Below are 15,788 nucleotides of genomic sequence, written 5' to 3' on the forward strand. Positions count from 1 at the left end.
CCGCGGCCCTAACCGCACCGCAAGCCACGCCCATGTCACACGACCCGTCCGCCAGCACCCCCGCCTTCCAGCGCATCAAGGAAGACATCCTCACGCGCATTCGCAGCGGGGAGTGGCAGGAAGGGGGAATGATTCCGGGGGAGACGACGCTCGCGCAGACCTTTGGCGTGTCGCGCATGACGGTCAATCGCGCGCTGCGTGAGTTGACCGCCGAACAGATCCTCACGCGCGTCCAGGGGCTGGGAACGTTCGTCGCGCAGCAGAAGTACCAGGCGACGCTGGTGGCGATCCGCAACATCGCCGAGGAAATTGCAGCGCGCGGTCATCAGCATCGCGCCGAACTGCACAAGTTGGAGCGTGCCCGCGCCAACGAGGCAATGGCGGCTTCGTTTGGCGTGCCAGCAGGCCGCGTGCTCTTCCATTCACTGATCGTGCATTTTGAAAACGACCTGCCGATCCAGGTGGAAGACCGTTGGGTCAACGCGGCGTTGGCGCCCGAATACATGGAGCAGGATTTCACGCAGACCACGCCGAACGCCTACCTGATGCGTGCCGCCCCGTTGCAGGGCGTGGATTACGGCATCGAGGCGCGCCTGCCGCCGCGCGAGATTGCGGAGATGCTGCACATGGACGTGCGCGAGCCCTGCCTGATGCTGCGGCGGAAAACGCTGTCGCAGGGCCAGGTCGCCTCGGTGGCGACCATGTGGCATCCCGGCGGGCGTTATCAGTTCACGGGCAGCTTCTGAGTCGCGGCTAGCTGCGGCCCTTCCAGGGCACCACGCGCGCTTCGATGGCGCGCATGGCCAAGTCGAACGCCCATGCAATCGCGCCGATCAGCACGATGCCCATCACCACGAGGTCGGTACGCAGAAAGCTCGACGCATTGAGCACCATCTGCCCCACGCCCACGGTGGCCGCCACCATTTCCGCCGCCACAAGCGTGGTCCAGCCGAAGCCGATGGCGATGCGCAAGCCGGTCAGGATCTCCGGCAGCGCCGCCGGCAAGATCACATGCCGCACCACCTGCGTGAAGCTCGCGCCCAGCGCATACGCGGCGTTGATCTGCTCAAGTGTGGCGCTGCGCACGCCGGCACGCGCGGCCATGGCAATCGGTGCGAAGCAGGCAAGGTAGATGACGACAATCTTGGCGCGCTCGTCAATGCCCAACCAGATGACAACGAGCGGGAGGTATGCCAGCGGCGGCAGCGGGCGATAGAACTCGATGGGCGGATCGAGCAAGCCGCGCGCGGTGCGGGAGACACCCATCGCGAGGCCGATCGGAATGGCCGTCACGGCAGCCAGTGCAAACGCGCCGAACACGCGTAGCGCGCTCCAGCCAAGATGTGCGGCCAGCGGCTGGCCGCCTTGAATATCGCCATGCCAGGCATCGATGAATGCGCGCCCGACGGCCTGCGGTGAAGGCAGGAACAACGGCGGCACCCAATGGAAGGTGGTCGCCGCCCACCAGAGCACAAGCAGCGCAGTCACCGACAACACGCTGAGCCCGAATGCGCTGCCCTCCCCCGGCAAACGATAGCCGCGCAGCTTGCGCACAGGCTTGCTGGAGGGCGGCGCTGCCTCGGCAGAGGTGCGCTGCAGCACGGCAGTTTCGAGCGCGCTCATGCGAGCAGCGCCTCGGGCGCATGGTGAATCAGCGCCAGCACACGCTCGCGCCAGGCAATGAATTCGGGCGACGATTTCACCGCGCGGGCGTCCCCGCCTGCCAGAGCCTGCCGCGAGAACGGCAAATCGAATGTCTGCACGATGCGCCCCGGCGATGGCGACATCACGATCAGGCGCGTCGCCAGGAACAGCGCCTCCTCCACGTCGTGGGTGATGAAGAAAACGGTCGTGCCGGTGCGTTGCCAGACGTCGAGCACCAGCGTCTGCATGGTCTCGCGCGTGAACGCGTCGAGCGCGCCCATCGGTTCGTCCATCAGCAGCACGCGGGGCTCGGTGGCCAGCGCACGGGCAATGCCAACGCGTTGCTGCATGCCGCCTGATAACGCATAGACGGGCGATGCGGCATGCGCTTCCAGGCCCACCAGCCGGAGCAACTCCAGCGCACGCGCATGGCGCGTCTTGCGGTCGACACCGCGCAGCTTGAGGCCAAGCGCTACGTTGTCACGCACGTTCAGCCACGGCATGAGCCCATAGCGCTGGAACACCACCCCGCGGTCCGCGCCGGGGCCATCGACTTCGCGGTCGTCCAGCAGGATCTGGCCCGACGTGGGGGCAACAAAACCCGCGAGGCAGTTCAGCAGCGTGGTCTTGCCGCAGCCGGAGGCGCCCAGGGCAACGACGAATTCGCCGGCGTCGATCGACAAATCCACACCGGCCAGCGCGCGGGTGGTGCGGCCGTGCGCGTCGATGTAGTCGACGCCCAGGCCGCGCACATCGATGCGGCTCATCGCGCTGCGGTGGCGACGCCCTTGTTGGCAGCGTTGGCCGCACGTTGGACAAACCGTGAGTCGATGGTGGCAGCGTAGTCCGGCAGCACCGTCTGGATCGTGCCCTGCGTCTTCAAGAACTGCGCCGTGGCCAGCAGGGATTGAGCCGCGCCCGACTGCGCGCCGCCGCCCAGCCAGCGCTTGGAAGCCTGCTCCGCCGCATCCGGGAAGGCATACAGCGCAAGACTTGCCGGTACGTCCGCCGCCGCCGCGCCCGACGTCTTGGCCACGGCTGCCACCTGCGGCGATGTCGCCGTCCACGCGGCCTTGTTGTCGCGATAGGCCGCATCGGCCTTGGCCAGTACTTCGACAAACTTGGCGATGAACTCGGCATGGTCACGCGCAAACTTGCGGTCCGCCACGAAGCCATCGAAGGTCGACTTGCCGGTGGCGGCGGCGATCTTGCCGGAGGTGGTCAGCACCGTACCGGTCTTCTTTACCTTGGCGAGTACCGGATCCCAGATAAAGGCGGCATCGACATCGCCCCGGTCCCACGCGGCCGACAACTCCTGCGGACGCAGGTTCACGACCTTCACGTCGCGCGGCTCGAGCCCGGCTTGTTGCAGCGCGACCAGCGCATGGAAATGCGAGGTCGACACATACGGCACGCCCAAGGTCTTGCCCTTCAGGTCGGCCACGCGCGACACGCCGCTGCCGTTGCGGGCAACCAGCGCTTCCGCATCGTTGATGTTGTCGAGAATCCAGAACAGCGACAGGTCCACGCCCTGCGACACGCCGGCAGCAATCGGGCTGGAGCCCGCTTCGCCGACCTGCACGGAACCCGAGGCGATGGCGCGCACCACGTCGGCACCGCTGGCAAGCTGGCGGTACGTCACCTTATAGCCGGTGGCACGCTCGACCTCCCCCGTGGCTTGGGCGTAGCGCCAAGGCAGCACCATGTCCTGATAAGCGATCACAACCTCGCGGTCGGCTGCGCGTGCAGGAGCAGCGCCAAACAAGGCGAACGAAATGGCCGCAGACATCGCTGCAGCCAACAAACGGGAGAAGGAAGAACCAGCCATGAAAGACTCCGGCAGAAAAGAATCGCGCACATGCGCCGGAGTCGATTGTGAGAGACGGCAGCGTGGCCTGTCGTCGAAGAAAATCGGCTGAGCTTATGCAGCTCGCGGACAGAACAACCGTTAGATCAATATTGGCTGAGAGTGCTGGACAGCAGCTTGGCCGTGATATCCACAATCGGGATCACGCGCTCATATGCCATGCGCATCGGCCCGATCACGCCGAGCGTGCCGACGATCTTGCCGTCCACCTCGTAAGGCGCGGTGATGACGGCCATGTCTTCGTGCGGGACGAGGCTGCTTTCGCCGCCAATGAAGATCTGCACGCCCTCGGCGCGGCTGGATACGTCGAGCAGTTGCAGCAGGCCGGTCTTCTGCTCGAACACGGCAAAGAGCCGGCGCAGCTTGTCCATGGACGAAGACAGGTCTTCCACCTCCAGCAGCTTGCGCTCACCCGAAATGACGACCGGATCCTCTTCTGACACGGCACTGCTGCCCGCCTCCACGGCCGCCTGCATCAGCGCCGTCATGTCGGCCTGCAGGGCAGAGAGTTCACCCCGCAGGCTTTCGCGCACCGCATCGAACGTCTGGCCGCCGTAATGCGCGTTGATGTAATTGGCCGCTTCCACCAGCTGCGACGGGGTGTAGGGGGTATCGGTATGGATGATGCGGTTCTGCACATCGCCTTCCGGGGTGACGACGATCAGCAGGATGCGCGACTCCGACAGCCGCAGGAATTCGATCTGCCGGAATGCATGCGTGCGACGCGGCGTCATCACGATGCCGGCAAACTGCGAGAGGTTGGACAAGGTTTGCGCCGCCGCAGCAATCACCCGCTGCGACGATTCCGACCCATGCGAGGCCAGCTGCGTGCGCACCTGCTCCGCAATAGCCCCAACCATCTGCTGCGCCATGCGGTCTTGCGTGCTCAGCACGTCCAGCGGGCTGGCGGTCAGCATCGTATCGACAAAGAGGCGGTAGCCGCGCGGCGTCGGCACGCGGCCGGCCGAAGTGTGCGGGCTGGCGATGAAGCCCATCTCCTCCAGGTCCGACATCACATTTCGGATGGTGGCCGGCGACAGATCGAGCCCCGAATATTTCGACAAGGTGCGGGAGCCCACGGGCTGGCCCTCGGCGATATACCGTTCGATCAGGGTCTTGAGGAGGATGGTGGCGCGCTTGTCCATGATTCGTCAATTTTACGCAAAATCGGCGCCCGCCTGCGGGTGATGTCGGCGTTTCTCCACGAAACATGCGCTAACGTGGCGACGGTCATATCGATATGGTGTAATGCGCGCATGTCGACTTCCCCGTCCGCCGTGGCCCCGCAAGCTCCCGCCACCTCGCCTGTCTCGCCTTTCAAGACCGTTGCGCTGGTCGGCCGGTATTCGGCCGCCAACATTGCCGGCCCGCTCATGGAGCTGGCGTCGTGCATCGCCGGGCGCGGGCATGACATTGTGTTCGAGCGCGAAACGGCACTCAACATCGGCGTCCAGGACTACCCCGCCCTGCCGCCCGAAGAGATGGCGCGCCACGCTGATGTGGCCGTCGTGCTCGGCGGCGACGGCACGCTGCTCGGCATCGGGCGTCACCTGGCCGGCGCCAGCGTCCCCGTGATCGGCGTGAACCACGGGCGGCTCGGCTTCATGACCGACATCCCGTTCGACGACGTGCACACCGTGCTGCCCGACATGTTGGCGGGCCGCTACGAGGCCGAAACCCGGACGCTGCTGCAGGCCCAGGTCGTGCGCGACGACGAAGTCATCTTCTCGGCCCTCGCCTTCAACGACGTGGTGGTCAACCGCTCCGGCACCTCGGGGATGGTGGAACTGGCCGTGTCCGTCGACGGCTTCTTCATGTACAACCAGCGTTCGGACGGCTTGATCGTCTCGACGCCGACCGGCTCGACGGCGTATGCGCTGTCTGCTGGCGGGCCGATCCTGCATCCGGCGCTCTCGGGTCTGGTGCTGGTGCCCATCGCGCCGCACTCCCTGTCGAACCGGCCGATCGTCATTCCGCAAGACGCGGAGGTGGTCATCCAGGTCACCAGCGGGCGCGATGCCAGCGTCAACTTTGACATGCAGTCGCTCACGTCGCTGCTGCCCGGCGACCGCATCGTGGTGCGCCGCTCCGAGCGCACGGTGCGGCTGCTGCACCCGATCGGCTACAACTACTACGCCACGCTGCGCAAGAAGCTGCACTGGCACGAGTACCCGACCGAAGACAACCGGCTCTAGGAACCTGCCCATGATCCTGCTGCGCGGCCCGATCTTGAACCTGCGATGCTCGCCGTACGCGTGTACGGCTGCGCTTCTCGCTTCAACCTCGAGCCGCTCGCTACGAACCATGAGCAGCTTCTAAAACCCCACGCTCACCGCTTCCATGCTGCGCAGCCTCACCATCCGCGATTTCGTCATCGTTCACGCGCTGGATCTTGATCTGGCCGACGGTTTCACCGTGTTCACGGGCGAGACGGGCGCGGGCAAATCCATCCTGATCGACGCGCTTGCACTCACGCTGGGCGAGCGCGCCGATGCGGCCGTCGTACGCGAAGGCGCGCCGCGCGCCGACATCACCGCCGAGTTCGACGTGCATCCGCATGTAGCTGCATGGCTGGAAGCGCATGAACTGCATGACGACGAGGGCGTGATCCTGCTGCGCCGCACAGTCGATGCCGCAGGCCGCAGCAAAGCCTTCATCAACGGCGCGGCCGTCACGCTCGCACAGCTGCGCGAAGTGGGCGAGCAACTGGTCGACATTCACGGCCAGCATGCGCATCAACTGCTGCTCAAGGCGGATGCGCAGCGCAGCCTGCTCGATGCCCACGCAGGCCTGGAAGGCGCTGTGCGCGTGGTCGGCGAGCGCTACCGCGAGTGGCACGCCGTGGTGCGCGCACGCGAAGCCGCCGAGCAGCAGTCGCGCGAAGCCCAGCTCGAGCGCGAGCGCATCGAATGGCAGGTCAACGAATTGCAGAAACTTGGCCCCCAACCCGGCGAGTGGGAAGAAGTCCAGGCCGAGCACCATCGCCTGTCGCACGCCGCCAGCCTGATCGAAGGCACGCGCGCGGCGCTCGATGGTTTGTCCGAATCGGAGGGTGCGGTGCTCACGCAGCTGGGCACGACGCTCCATACGCTGCGTGAACTGGCCGAGATCGATCCGGCGCTTGCCGATGTGCTGGCCGCGCTGGAGCCGGCCGAGGTGCAGATTCAGGAAGCGGTGCATACGCTCGCTCGCTATGCCGATCGCGCGGAACTGGATCCGGACCGCCTGGCCGAAGTCGACGCGCGCATGCAGGCCCTGCACACGATGGCGCGCAAATACCGCGTCGCGCCTGAAACGCTGCCGGCTGAACTGGCGGAGCGCCAGGCGCAACTCGCTGCACTGCAAGCCGCGTCCGATCTGGATGCGCTGCAAGCCCAGGAAGCGCAAACGCACGCCGCATATATGTCGGTCGCGCAAGCGCTGTCGCGCGACCGCGCCAAGGCCGCGCGCGAGCTGGCGGACGCGGTGACCGGCGCCATGCAAGGCCTCTCTATGGCCGGTGGGCGCTTTGACATCGCGCTGCACGCGCTGGAACACGGCGGCGCGGCGGGGCTGGAGCAGGTCGAATTCCTCGTTGCCGGGCATGCGGGTGTTTCACCGCGGCCGCTGGCGAAGGTCGCCTCGGGCGGCGAACTGGCGCGGATCAGCCTGGCCATCTCGGTGATCGCCAGCGAGGCGAGCCCGACGCCCACGCTCATCTTCGACGAAGTCGATTCCGGCATCGGCGGTGCAGTGGCCGAAGTCGTGGGACGACGCCTGCGCGAACTCGGCATGCGCCGCCAGGTGCTGTGCGTTACGCACCTGCCGCAGGTGGCCGCGCTGGCCAACCACCACATTCAGGTCGCCAAGCAGACGGTGGCCGGCAGCACGCGATCCGACCTCGTGGTGCTGGACGCTACGGGCCGCGTGGACGAGATCGCCCGCATGCTGGGCGGGGCGTCCCTCACCGACACGACGCGCCGCCATGCGGACGAAATGCTCGCCGCAGGCCGTGCACAATCGGCACCAGAACCCTCGGCGCGGAAATCCCGCCGCGTGGCCCAGTGATCGCCTATACCGGAATCATCGCTGCCGTCGTTGGCACGAAGGTTCCGGCTGCACCCGACGCAATCGCCCAACGAATCCAAGGAGAACTTCATGGCCCGCATGGCCCGCACGATCCAACCGGCTACCCGTCCTCGCTCGCTGTTGTCGTCTGCAAAACCTGGGCTGGCCGTGGCGCTCGGCCTGTGCCTGCTGGCCGCGTGCAAGTCCGTGCCGGCCATTGATCCGGGCAAGCCGCCTGCCATGGACCCCGCCTCGGCCAACACCCAGCCGCCGGCTTCCGTGTCGGCTGCGCACAGTCTGGGCGACGTCATCGTCGGCCTGAGCACGCCGACCACGTCGTCTGCCACCGTGCAAGGCCTGCTGGATGCTGCCGGCGCACGCGCAACGCCACGGCTGGCGTTTGCCGTGGTACGACCGATGTCGGGCGGGTTCTGGGTGGTGCGCGCCAGTTCGGGCGATGCATCGGCCACGCTGGATGGCGCGGTGGCAGCGTTGCGCAGCACGCCCGGCATCGCTTCGGCCGACCCGGACCGCGTCGTGAAGATCCAACGCTGAACCGCAGCAAGACCGCTCCACACTGTGAATCATCGGGCGCCGTCTGGCGTCCGGTTTCCAGCTTCACATCCCCTCGCCCGGCCCGTATTCTGCTTCGGTTGCGGCGCACAGACCGGCTCTTTTCCGCTCGCAAACGTGATCGGCCATCGCCACCACACCAGGCGGGCGAGTCGCGTGCTACCTTTGGTTTTGTGTAACGGTGTGTCAACGATCACATCGTGACGACGTTTCTCATGACAACGAGACACCACGGAGCACGTGCCGATGAACCCCTCCCTCTTCCGGTTGAAGTCTTGGCTCCGCGCAGGCGTCAGCCTTGCCTGTGTTGCCTGGGTGGCTAGCAGTCAATTCGCCACAGCTGCCACACCGCAGCCGCAATACACAGGTGACCTGATCATCAAATGGCGCGACGACACTAGCGGCACGCGCAAGACGCTCTCGGCCAGCGAGGCGAGCAACCGCTTGCTGTCGGTCGCGCAGGCCGCGGGTAGCACGCTGCAGGTCAAGCGCACGCTGGGCACCAACGCGCAGCTTATGCGCACCGGCCTGACCGATGCCGCCAGCATCCAAGCCACCGTCGGCAAGATCGCGAAGGACGCCCGCGTGGCCTATGTGGTGCCCGATCGCATCCTGCGGCCCAACACCGTTCCGAACGATCCGCTGTTCGCCACGCAGAACAACCTGGCCGCGCCGGCGCTGGTGCCGGGCGGCATCAACGCGGCCGCGGCATGGAGCATCACGCAGGGCTCGACGGGCATCGTGGTGGCGGTGGTCGATACCGGCTACACCGATCACCCCGATCTGTCCCCCAAGATCCTGCCGGGCTACAACTTCATCTCGGACCCGGCGCGCGCGGGTAACTCCTTTGGCCGAGGAACGGACGCGCACGACCTAGGCGACATCGTTACGTCAGCTGACGTTCCCAAGATTTCCGGCTGCACGACCAATGACATTAGCAATCCGCCTGCGAGTAGCTGGCACGGCACCGAGGTCAGCAGCGTGCTCGCCGCCCAGACAAACAATGCGCTCGATATCGCGGGGGTCGGCTGGAACACGCCGATCGTGCCGGTGCGCGTGTCGGGCAAGTGCGGTGCGCTGCTGTCGGACACCGTCGACGGCATGTTGTGGGCGGGCGGCATCAACGTGTCTGGCGTGCCGGCCAACGCCAACCCGGCGCGTGTTGTGAACGTGAGCCTGGGCAGCGTTGGCCAATGTTCGGCCGCAGAACAAGACGCAGTGAATCAGTTGGCCGCACGCGGCACCATCGTCGTAGCTGCTGCCGGCAACGAAGCCGCGCAGACCGTTGATGCACCGGCCAATTGCTCAGGAGCGATCGCCGTCACCGCGCACGTCGACAGCGGCGAGAACGCCAGCTACGCGAACGTGGGGCCGCAGGTGGCGCTGTCCGCGCCGGGGGGTGGCTGCGGCAACTCGAAGGTCGTCACAACGACAAATCCCGCGACTTGTGCGGAGCCCGTTTCCGTGATCAAGGCCGACTCCAACGATGGCACCCAAAGCGTCGGCAACCCCACGGTCAAGTCGGTGGCAGGTACAAGTTTCTCGACACCGGAAGCCGCCGGCACTATAGCGCTGATGCTGAGCGTGCAACCCCAGTTGTCGAACGCGCAGGTACTAGCCGGGCTGAAGCAGACCGCGCGACCGCATCCGGGCGGCACCTTCTGCGCTGTGAACACCGGCATCTGCGGCGCAGGCCTGCTGGATACCGCCGGTGCCGTCAGCTATGCCCAGAACACGGCCCCGGCTGGCGCGGGCAGTGGCACGACGGGGTCGGGGGGGTCGACCGGGGGTACTAGCAGCGGTGGCGGTGGTGTCATTCCGCTGGCCGGTGCCTCCCTGCTGCTGGCGGCTGGCATGGCCGGTGGTCGCCGTCGCCTAAAGCCGCATTGAGGCGCATTAAGCGCCCGCGCCTCCAAAAAGGCGCCTCCGCTTTTCGCGCGTAACGCCGCGCGGGACGCGGCTCTTGGCCGGTTACGTTGATTGGTTTTACTGCACGTGCGATTTCGGATAGATATAAAAATTACTAAACAACGCAGTTAGCCTGTTTAAACAAGGAAAGGCGCGATTGTTGCGATAATTTCGCCTCCTTTTTCTACAACAACAGGTTCACTCCATGAAGTCGATTGCCCAGGGGGGTATCGTCCGCGCGCTGGTTGCGCTCGGGCTGGTTTCGTATCAAGCTGCGCCGGCGCTGGCGGGCGGCGGGACAGCAAACGCAGGCGTTCAGACACAGTGGGTGTCGCAGCTGATCGTCAAGGAAAAGAGCGGCGTCAATGGCACGCTCCAATTGCAATCCGCAGAACCAGACGAGCGCACTATGCGCGTCGACGTTGCGACCGTGCAACGCTGGTCGGCGGCGGCACAGTTGCCGGTGACTTACAAGCGTGCCATGTCCGGTGGCGCCCATGTGGTGACGCTGCCTAGCACCATGACGCTTGATGACGCCCAAGCCGTGGCGCAGCGCATGGCCGCGACCGGCCAGTTCGAATACGTTGCGCCTGACCGCATCCTGCGCCCGGCCTTCACACCTTCGGCTACATGGTTCAGTTCCCAATGGAACCTGATGGCCACGAACGCAACGATCACCACCATCCCGAATTCCAGTGGCCCGTTGCAGCCGGCCAGCGGAACCGCTGTGGGCGGAGCCAACCTGACGACCGCGTGGGACACGACCACCGGGTCGAATACGGTCAATGTCGCGATCGTCGACACCGGCATCCTGAGTCATGCCGACCTCACGGGCGCCAAGATAAACACCGGTTCCAACTTCATCACCAATACGTTCAGAAACAACTCGGGCGACAGCATCGGGACGGACCCGGGCGACGCGATCACGGCTACGGACATCACCAGCAACCCGACGGTTTGTAACGGGGCGACGCCCTCCAATAGTTCGTGGCACGGCACCTTTGTGACGGGCCTCGTCGCTGCGCAGCACAGCGGGACTCGCGTCGCAGGCATTGCCCCGGGCGTTGGTGTCCAGATGGCACGCGCGCTCGGCCGCTGCGGCGGCGCCGAGTCGGACATCATCGATGCGGTTACGTGGGCAAGCGGCGGTGTCGTGGCCCGCATCTCCCCCAGCATCAACCCGACACCGGCCAAGGTCATCAACATGAGCCTGGGCGGCACCGGAAGTTGTGACGTACCTATGCAAACCGCCATCACCAACGCGCGCAACCGCGGTGCAGTGATCGTGGTCGCTACTGGCAACGAGAGTGCTTCGGCGATCGATTCGCCGGCCAACTGCACGGGAACCATCGCCGTCACGGCCCATACGCTGGAGGGCGACAAGGCGACCTACGCCAACGTGGGGACGGGTACCACGCTGAGCGCTCCTGGCGGCGGCAATGGTTCCGTGGTCAACGGTTTGGGGGCTCTGATCGCGTCGCTCTCGAACACTGGCACCACCAGTGCCGGTTCCCCCGGCTACTCGGGCGAAGCCGGTACTTCGATGGCCACGCCACATGTGGCAGGCGTTGCTGCTTTGATGCTGTCGGTCAACAGTGCCCTGACGCCGGATCAGATTGCGACCGTTCTCAAACAATCGGCTCGCCCGTTCCCAGCGGGCACGTACTGCGCAACGCATACGGGCGTCTGCGGCGCCGGTATGCTGGATGCGGGTGCCGCCGTTGCCCTGGCGAAGGGCAATCCGACTGTGCACGCGTCGACGTCGGCAAGCACGGTGGTTACAAACAATGCGGTCACGCTCACAGCGACCGGCAGTGCAGGCCTCGTCAACACCATCACGAGCGTGCAGTGGGCGCAGACTTCTGGGCCATCCGTCAGCCTTACGACTGCCGGCCCCGATAGCAACGGCAATTACACCGCCACATTCACGCCGTCCGCGGCAGGCACCTACGCCTTCAACGTCACGTTGACGAGCAACACCGGCGCGACCGCCACGGATACCACGAACGTGACCGTCACTGCAGCAGCCAGCACCGGCACCACCACCCCGCCTGCTGCGACCTCCAGCAGCGGCGGTGGCGGTGGCGCCATCGGTCTGGCCGGCGCAGCATTGCTGCTGGCCGCCGGTTTGGCCGGTCGTCGGCGTCGCGCTAAGTAAGCCTATTTGTACTTTCGGCCCGCGTCTTCATTGGACGCGGGTATTTCCCCCCTCCTGCTTTGACCCCTCCGGCGTTCCGCTGCTCACCTATGCAGCCGATTGTCTGCGAAGAGCCCACTCCCCCAGCACCCACACCAGCAATCCGCTCACCGCACCAAACGCATGAGCGATGCGCACCACGCCAAACCCCCAGTGCGGGTCATAGGCGATGGGCGACAGCCACGATTGCTCAAGCCACACCTTCACCAGCACGCCCACACACAGCGCCACGCCAATCCAGCGTGAAAAGTGATCCTCGACATCGCTCGTGGACGGTTTCAGCAGCCGCAGCCCGCCCCATGCCGCCAGACCATGCAGCGCGCCAGAGAGCCCGCCGTACCACTGCACCGTCGGCTGAGTGAGCAAAGCGATCTGTACGAGCACGCCGCACACCACCAGCGCTCCAACGATGGCTTGCGGTCGCAGCACGCGCGCCAGCAGCAGGATGAGCCCCACCGCGGCCATTGCATCCGCCAGCCAATGCCACGTATCCAGATGCACCCACATGGCGGTCACGATGCGCCACCACTGCCCCGCGCGCACGGTCTCGCGTTGATACAGCCCGACCGCGTACAGCCACGGCACGAACGAAAACGCCGCCGACAGCGCAGCCACACCGGCGCACGCGCCCCAGGTGCGCAACGTGTGCGGATACGCAGTCATTGCGCAGGCCCGAACACCTCGGTCCACAACGCGCGCACGTGGGCCGCCTCGTGCGCGCACGTGCCGACCGGTACGCGCGCCACGGATTGCCCATCGAGCCGCAACTTGTGCTGGCGCGCGCGGAAGTCCCGATAGGCATCGGCCACCCGCGCGGCCGCCGTCGCGTTAATCAACCCCAGTTCGCCGGCCATGTGCAGCAGCGCAATGTTGCCCTTGTTGCGGGTCAGCTCGGCATGCGCTGCGCTGTGCAGCAGCACCAGGAACTGCACGGTGAATTCGATATCGACCATGCCGCCGCGATCGTGCTTGAGGTCAAACAGCCCCGTCGGATTTGCATGGCCTTCCGCCACGCGCTCGCGCATCGCCACGATCTCGTCGCGCAGAGGGCCGGGCTCGCGCGCCTGGCGCAACACGGCGGTACGCAACGCCTCGAAGCGTTCGCCGATTTCCGCATCGCCCGCGCAGAAACGTGCACGCGTGAGCGCCTGGTGTTCCCACACCCACGCCGCGTTGTCGCCCTCGCGCATCTGATAACGGCGGAACGATTCGAAGTGCGTGACCATCAGACCTGCCGCGCCGTTCGGACGCAAACGCGTATCGACGTCGAACAGCATGCCCGCGGCGGTATGGCTGGTCAGCCAGGTGATGAGCTTGCGCGCGAATGACGCGTAGACATCGGGCGCGCGTTCGTCATCGTCGTCGTACAAAAAAATGATGTCGAGGTCCGACGCATAGCCCAGTTCCTTGCCGCCGAGCCGCCCGTAGGCAACGACGGCAAAGCGCGGCACCTCCCGATGACGCGTAGCGACCTGCTTCCAGACCGTCTCCAGCGTGAGGTCCAGCACGGCATCGGCCAGATCGGAAAGCCGGTCGCTGATGTGCTCGACGCTCAGCATGCCCTGGAGGTCCTGCAGCAACACGCGGAAGGTCTCTGCATGGTGCTCCTGGCGAAGGATGTCCATCTGCATCTCGACATGGTCGGACGCGGCTTGCAGACGTTCTCGCACGCGCGCCCGGAAGGCAGGCCAATCGGGCTCGGCCGACAGCGCTTCCACATCGAGCAGTTCATCAAGCAGTTGCGGATGGCGCGTGAGATAGTCCGCCGCCCAGCGCGACGCGTGCAGCGTGTGGGCCACGCGCTCCATGGCCTGCGGATATTCGCTCAGCAGCGACAGGTACGACGAGCGCCGGCTGATTGCATCGAAGAAATCCAGAAAGCGCGCGATGGTGATATCGGCATCGGTCTGCCGCGAGGCCTGGTCCAGCGCGCGGTTGATCAGCAAGTCGAAACGCTGCCGGCTGACTTCGGACAACGCCCGATAACGCGGCGAGTTGCGCGTCGCACGCAGCCGCTCCAGCACGCTGTCCGGATTTGCATAGCCGAGTTCAGCCAGCTGTACGCGGGCGGTTTCCGTGTACTCGTCGTCGAGCAGGTCTGCGTGCCAGACCGCGGCGCACGGCGGCTGGCTGTCCTGCTTGTCGGAGAAGGTCTGCTCGAAATGCTTTGCGACTTCGTCCTGATACGCCTCGAGCTTGGTCACGAGCGCCGCATAGTCGTCAAAGCCCATCATGTGCGCCACGCGCAGCTGGTCTTCCGGCGAGCCCGGCAGGTTGTGCGTCTGTGCGTCTTCGATGTATTGCAGACGGTGCTCCAACTGGCGCAGGAAGCGGTAAGCCTCGGTCAGCCGCGCCACGGCGTCGGCGTCGATCAGGCCGCGCTCCGCCGCCGCCCGCAGCACCTCCAGCGTGGGGCGCACGCGCAACCCGAAATCCTGCCCGCCGCGAATGAGCTGAAACACCTGCGCGACGAATTCAATCTCGCGGATGCCGCCGCGCCCGAGCTTGATGTTGGGCGAGCGCGCCTGCAGATGGCCCATGTCGTCGCGCTGCTGGTTGGTACCGTTGCTGCGCTTGGCTGCCTCGTTGCGGATCTGCGCATGCAGCGCGCGAATGGCGGAGATCACGCCGTAATCGAGATAGCGACGAAACACAAACGGGCCCGTCACGCGATCCAACTGTTGGATCACGCGGGCTGCATGCGGACTGGTCGGGTCAGTGATGACGCGACCCTTGATCCAGGCGTAGCGCTCCCACTCCCGGCCCTGCACGACGAAGTACTCCTCCAGCATGCCCAGACTGCACGCCAGCGGCCCCGCATCGCCATTCGGGCGAAGACGCATGTCGACGCGGAAGACGTAGCCGTCCTCCGTCACATCGGCCAGCGCGTTGATCAGCCGCCGGCCGAGCTTCGTGAAGTATTCATGATTGGAGAGCGGGCGCGGGCCGCCCTGGGTGTCGCCATCGTCGTCGTAGAGGAAGATCAGATCGATGTCGGACGAGACGTTCAACTCGCGCCCGCCCAGCTTGCCCATGCCCACCACCAACAGTTCCTGCACCTCGCCGGAGGACTGACCGATCGGCTGGCCGTGCAGCGAGGTCAGTTCCTGAGCGATTACCGAAAGGGCCGTGCGCACAGCAAACTCGGCCAGGTCCGTCATCGTGCCCGTCACCTCGTCGAGCGTTGCGGCGCCGGACAGATCGCGCTCAACCAGTGCGCCGAAGACTTCATTGCGCAACAGGCGCAAGGCGCGCTTGAGCGCCGCCTCAGCCTCCACGGCCCTGGTATCGAACAGTTCAGTGAAGCGCGCCAACAGCCACGCCATGTCAATGGGATGGCTTGCGCCAGCCTGCACACGCTCGGCCCATCCTTCGCGCGCTTGCGCCTGGCGCTGTAGATAACGGGAATACGCGAGTGCAAAGGGTAGCGCGGCAGCGGCGCCCTGCGGCGCGCGGGCTGGAGCTTTCAGAAATGGCTGGGCGGACAAGGCGGAATCGGTCATGCGAACCCATCGAGCATTGGCGGAAGCATCCATTCTCGCTGAAATGCAT

Annotated in this window: 12 protein-coding genes; 6 read left to right on the forward strand and 6 right to left on the reverse strand. The window is 65.7% G+C overall.

Annotation, left to right across the window (positions count from 1 at the left end):
* The first annotated feature begins 32 nt into the window (after window positions 1–32).
* Window positions 33–746: a histidine utilization repressor gene (hutC, locus tag RP6297_RS11920; RefSeq protein WP_009241440.1), complete on the forward strand. Its 714-nt coding sequence runs from the start codon at window positions 33–35 to the stop codon at window positions 744–746.
* Window positions 747–753: 7 nt separating this feature from the next.
* Here hutC and RP6297_RS11925 read toward each other — a convergent pair whose 3' ends face one another.
* The 4 genes from RP6297_RS11925 to hrcA form a co-directional block, all read right to left on the reverse strand.
* Window positions 754–1,623, reverse strand: coding sequence for an ABC transporter permease subunit (locus RP6297_RS11925; protein WP_009241441.1), 870 nt, complete (start codon window positions 1,621–1,623; stop codon window positions 754–756).
* The gene (locus RP6297_RS11930; protein ID WP_009241442.1) at window positions 1,620–2,411 is read right to left on the reverse strand and encodes a taurine ABC transporter ATP-binding protein; all 792 of its coding nucleotides are present in this window, start codon (window positions 2,409–2,411) and stop codon (window positions 1,620–1,622) included. The genes RP6297_RS11925 and RP6297_RS11930 overlap by 4 nt, the downstream gene beginning before the upstream one ends.
* Window positions 2,408–3,472, reverse strand: a complete 1,065-nt coding sequence (gene tauA, locus RP6297_RS11935; RefSeq protein ID WP_009241443.1) for a taurine ABC transporter substrate-binding protein — start codon at window positions 3,470–3,472, stop codon at window positions 2,408–2,410. Before tauA ends, RP6297_RS11930 begins: the two co-directional genes overlap by 4 nt.
* A gap of 125 nt (window positions 3,473–3,597) precedes the next feature.
* The gene (gene hrcA, locus RP6297_RS11940; RefSeq protein ID WP_009241444.1) at window positions 3,598–4,656 is read right to left on the reverse strand and encodes a heat-inducible transcriptional repressor HrcA; all 1,059 of its coding nucleotides are present in this window, start codon (window positions 4,654–4,656) and stop codon (window positions 3,598–3,600) included.
* Between the two features lie 111 nt (window positions 4,657–4,767).
* On the opposite strand from hrcA, the gene RP6297_RS11945 reads away from it, so the two are divergent.
* From RP6297_RS11945 to RP6297_RS11965, 5 genes are all read left to right on the forward strand, one after another.
* Window positions 4,768–5,706, forward strand: coding sequence for an NAD kinase (locus RP6297_RS11945; protein WP_009241445.1), 939 nt, complete (start codon window positions 4,768–4,770; stop codon window positions 5,704–5,706).
* Window positions 5,707–5,851: 145 nt separating this feature from the next.
* Window positions 5,852–7,558, forward strand: a complete 1,707-nt coding sequence (recN, locus tag RP6297_RS11950; RefSeq protein ID WP_009241446.1) for a DNA repair protein RecN — start codon at window positions 5,852–5,854, stop codon at window positions 7,556–7,558.
* A gap of 90 nt (window positions 7,559–7,648) precedes the next feature.
* The gene (locus RP6297_RS11955; RefSeq protein WP_009241447.1) at window positions 7,649–8,113 is read left to right on the forward strand and encodes a hypothetical protein; all 465 of its coding nucleotides are present in this window, start codon (window positions 7,649–7,651) and stop codon (window positions 8,111–8,113) included.
* Window positions 8,114–8,377: 264 nt separating this feature from the next.
* Complete coding sequence (locus RP6297_RS11960) at window positions 8,378–10,021, forward strand: S8 family peptidase (RefSeq protein WP_009241448.1); 1,644 nt, start codon at window positions 8,378–8,380, stop codon at window positions 10,019–10,021.
* Between the two features lie 223 nt (window positions 10,022–10,244).
* On the forward strand, window positions 10,245–12,197 hold the full coding sequence (locus RP6297_RS11965) for a S8 family serine peptidase (RefSeq protein ID WP_009241449.1): 1,953 nt from the start codon (window positions 10,245–10,247) through the stop codon (window positions 12,195–12,197).
* 87 nt (window positions 12,198–12,284) lie between these two features.
* Here the strand turns inward: RP6297_RS11965 and rrtA are convergent, their stop codons facing one another.
* Together rrtA and glnE are read right to left on the reverse strand one after the other, a co-directional pair.
* Entirely contained in the window at window positions 12,285–12,899 is a 615-nt protein-coding gene (gene rrtA / locus RP6297_RS11970) for a rhombosortase (RefSeq protein ID WP_009241450.1), read from the reverse strand.
* On the reverse strand, window positions 12,896–15,739 hold the full coding sequence (glnE, locus tag RP6297_RS11975) for a bifunctional [glutamate--ammonia ligase]-adenylyl-L-tyrosine phosphorylase/[glutamate--ammonia-ligase] adenylyltransferase (RefSeq protein WP_009241451.1): 2,844 nt from the start codon (window positions 15,737–15,739) through the stop codon (window positions 12,896–12,898). The genes rrtA and glnE overlap by 4 nt, the downstream gene beginning before the upstream one ends.
* Between the last annotated feature and the right edge of the window lie 49 nt (window positions 15,740–15,788).

The organism is Ralstonia pickettii, from assembly GCF_016466415.2.
In the GTDB taxonomy this organism is placed as follows: Bacteria; Pseudomonadota; Gammaproteobacteria; order Burkholderiales; family Burkholderiaceae; genus Ralstonia; species Ralstonia pickettii.

What these genes read in the sequence shown, in the direction of transcription:
- RP6297_RS11965 (WP_009241449.1), top strand. Translation starts at nt 10,245, where the DNA reads ATGAAGTCGATTGCCCAGGGGGGTATCGTCCGCGCGCTGGTTGCGCTC.
- RP6297_RS11960 (WP_009241448.1), top strand. Translation starts at nt 8,378, where the DNA reads ATGAACCCCTCCCTCTTCCGGTTGAAGTCTTGGCTCCGCGCAGGCGTC.
- RP6297_RS11930 (WP_009241442.1), bottom strand. Translation starts at nt 2,411, where the DNA reads ATGAGCCGCATCGATGTGCGCGGCCTGGGCGTCGACTACATCGACGCG.
- tauA (WP_009241443.1), bottom strand. Translation starts at nt 3,472, where the DNA reads ATGGCTGGTTCTTCCTTCTCCCGTTTGTTGGCTGCAGCGATGTCTGCG.
- RP6297_RS11955 (WP_009241447.1), top strand. Translation starts at nt 7,649, where the DNA reads ATGGCCCGCATGGCCCGCACGATCCAACCGGCTACCCGTCCTCGCTCG.
- RP6297_RS11945 (WP_009241445.1), top strand. Translation starts at nt 4,768, where the DNA reads ATGTCGACTTCCCCGTCCGCCGTGGCCCCGCAAGCTCCCGCCACCTCG.
- RP6297_RS11925 (WP_009241441.1), bottom strand. Translation starts at nt 1,623, where the DNA reads ATGAGCGCGCTCGAAACTGCCGTGCTGCAGCGCACCTCTGCCGAGGCA.
- glnE (WP_009241451.1), bottom strand. Translation starts at nt 15,739, where the DNA reads ATGACCGATTCCGCCTTGTCCGCCCAGCCATTTCTGAAAGCTCCAGCC.
- recN (WP_009241446.1), top strand. Translation starts at nt 5,852, where the DNA reads ATGCTGCGCAGCCTCACCATCCGCGATTTCGTCATCGTTCACGCGCTG.
- hrcA (WP_009241444.1), bottom strand. Translation starts at nt 4,656, where the DNA reads ATGGACAAGCGCGCCACCATCCTCCTCAAGACCCTGATCGAACGGTAT.
- hutC (WP_009241440.1), top strand. Translation starts at nt 33, where the DNA reads ATGTCACACGACCCGTCCGCCAGCACCCCCGCCTTCCAGCGCATCAAG.
- rrtA (WP_009241450.1), bottom strand. Translation starts at nt 12,899, where the DNA reads ATGACTGCGTATCCGCACACGTTGCGCACCTGGGGCGCGTGCGCCGGT.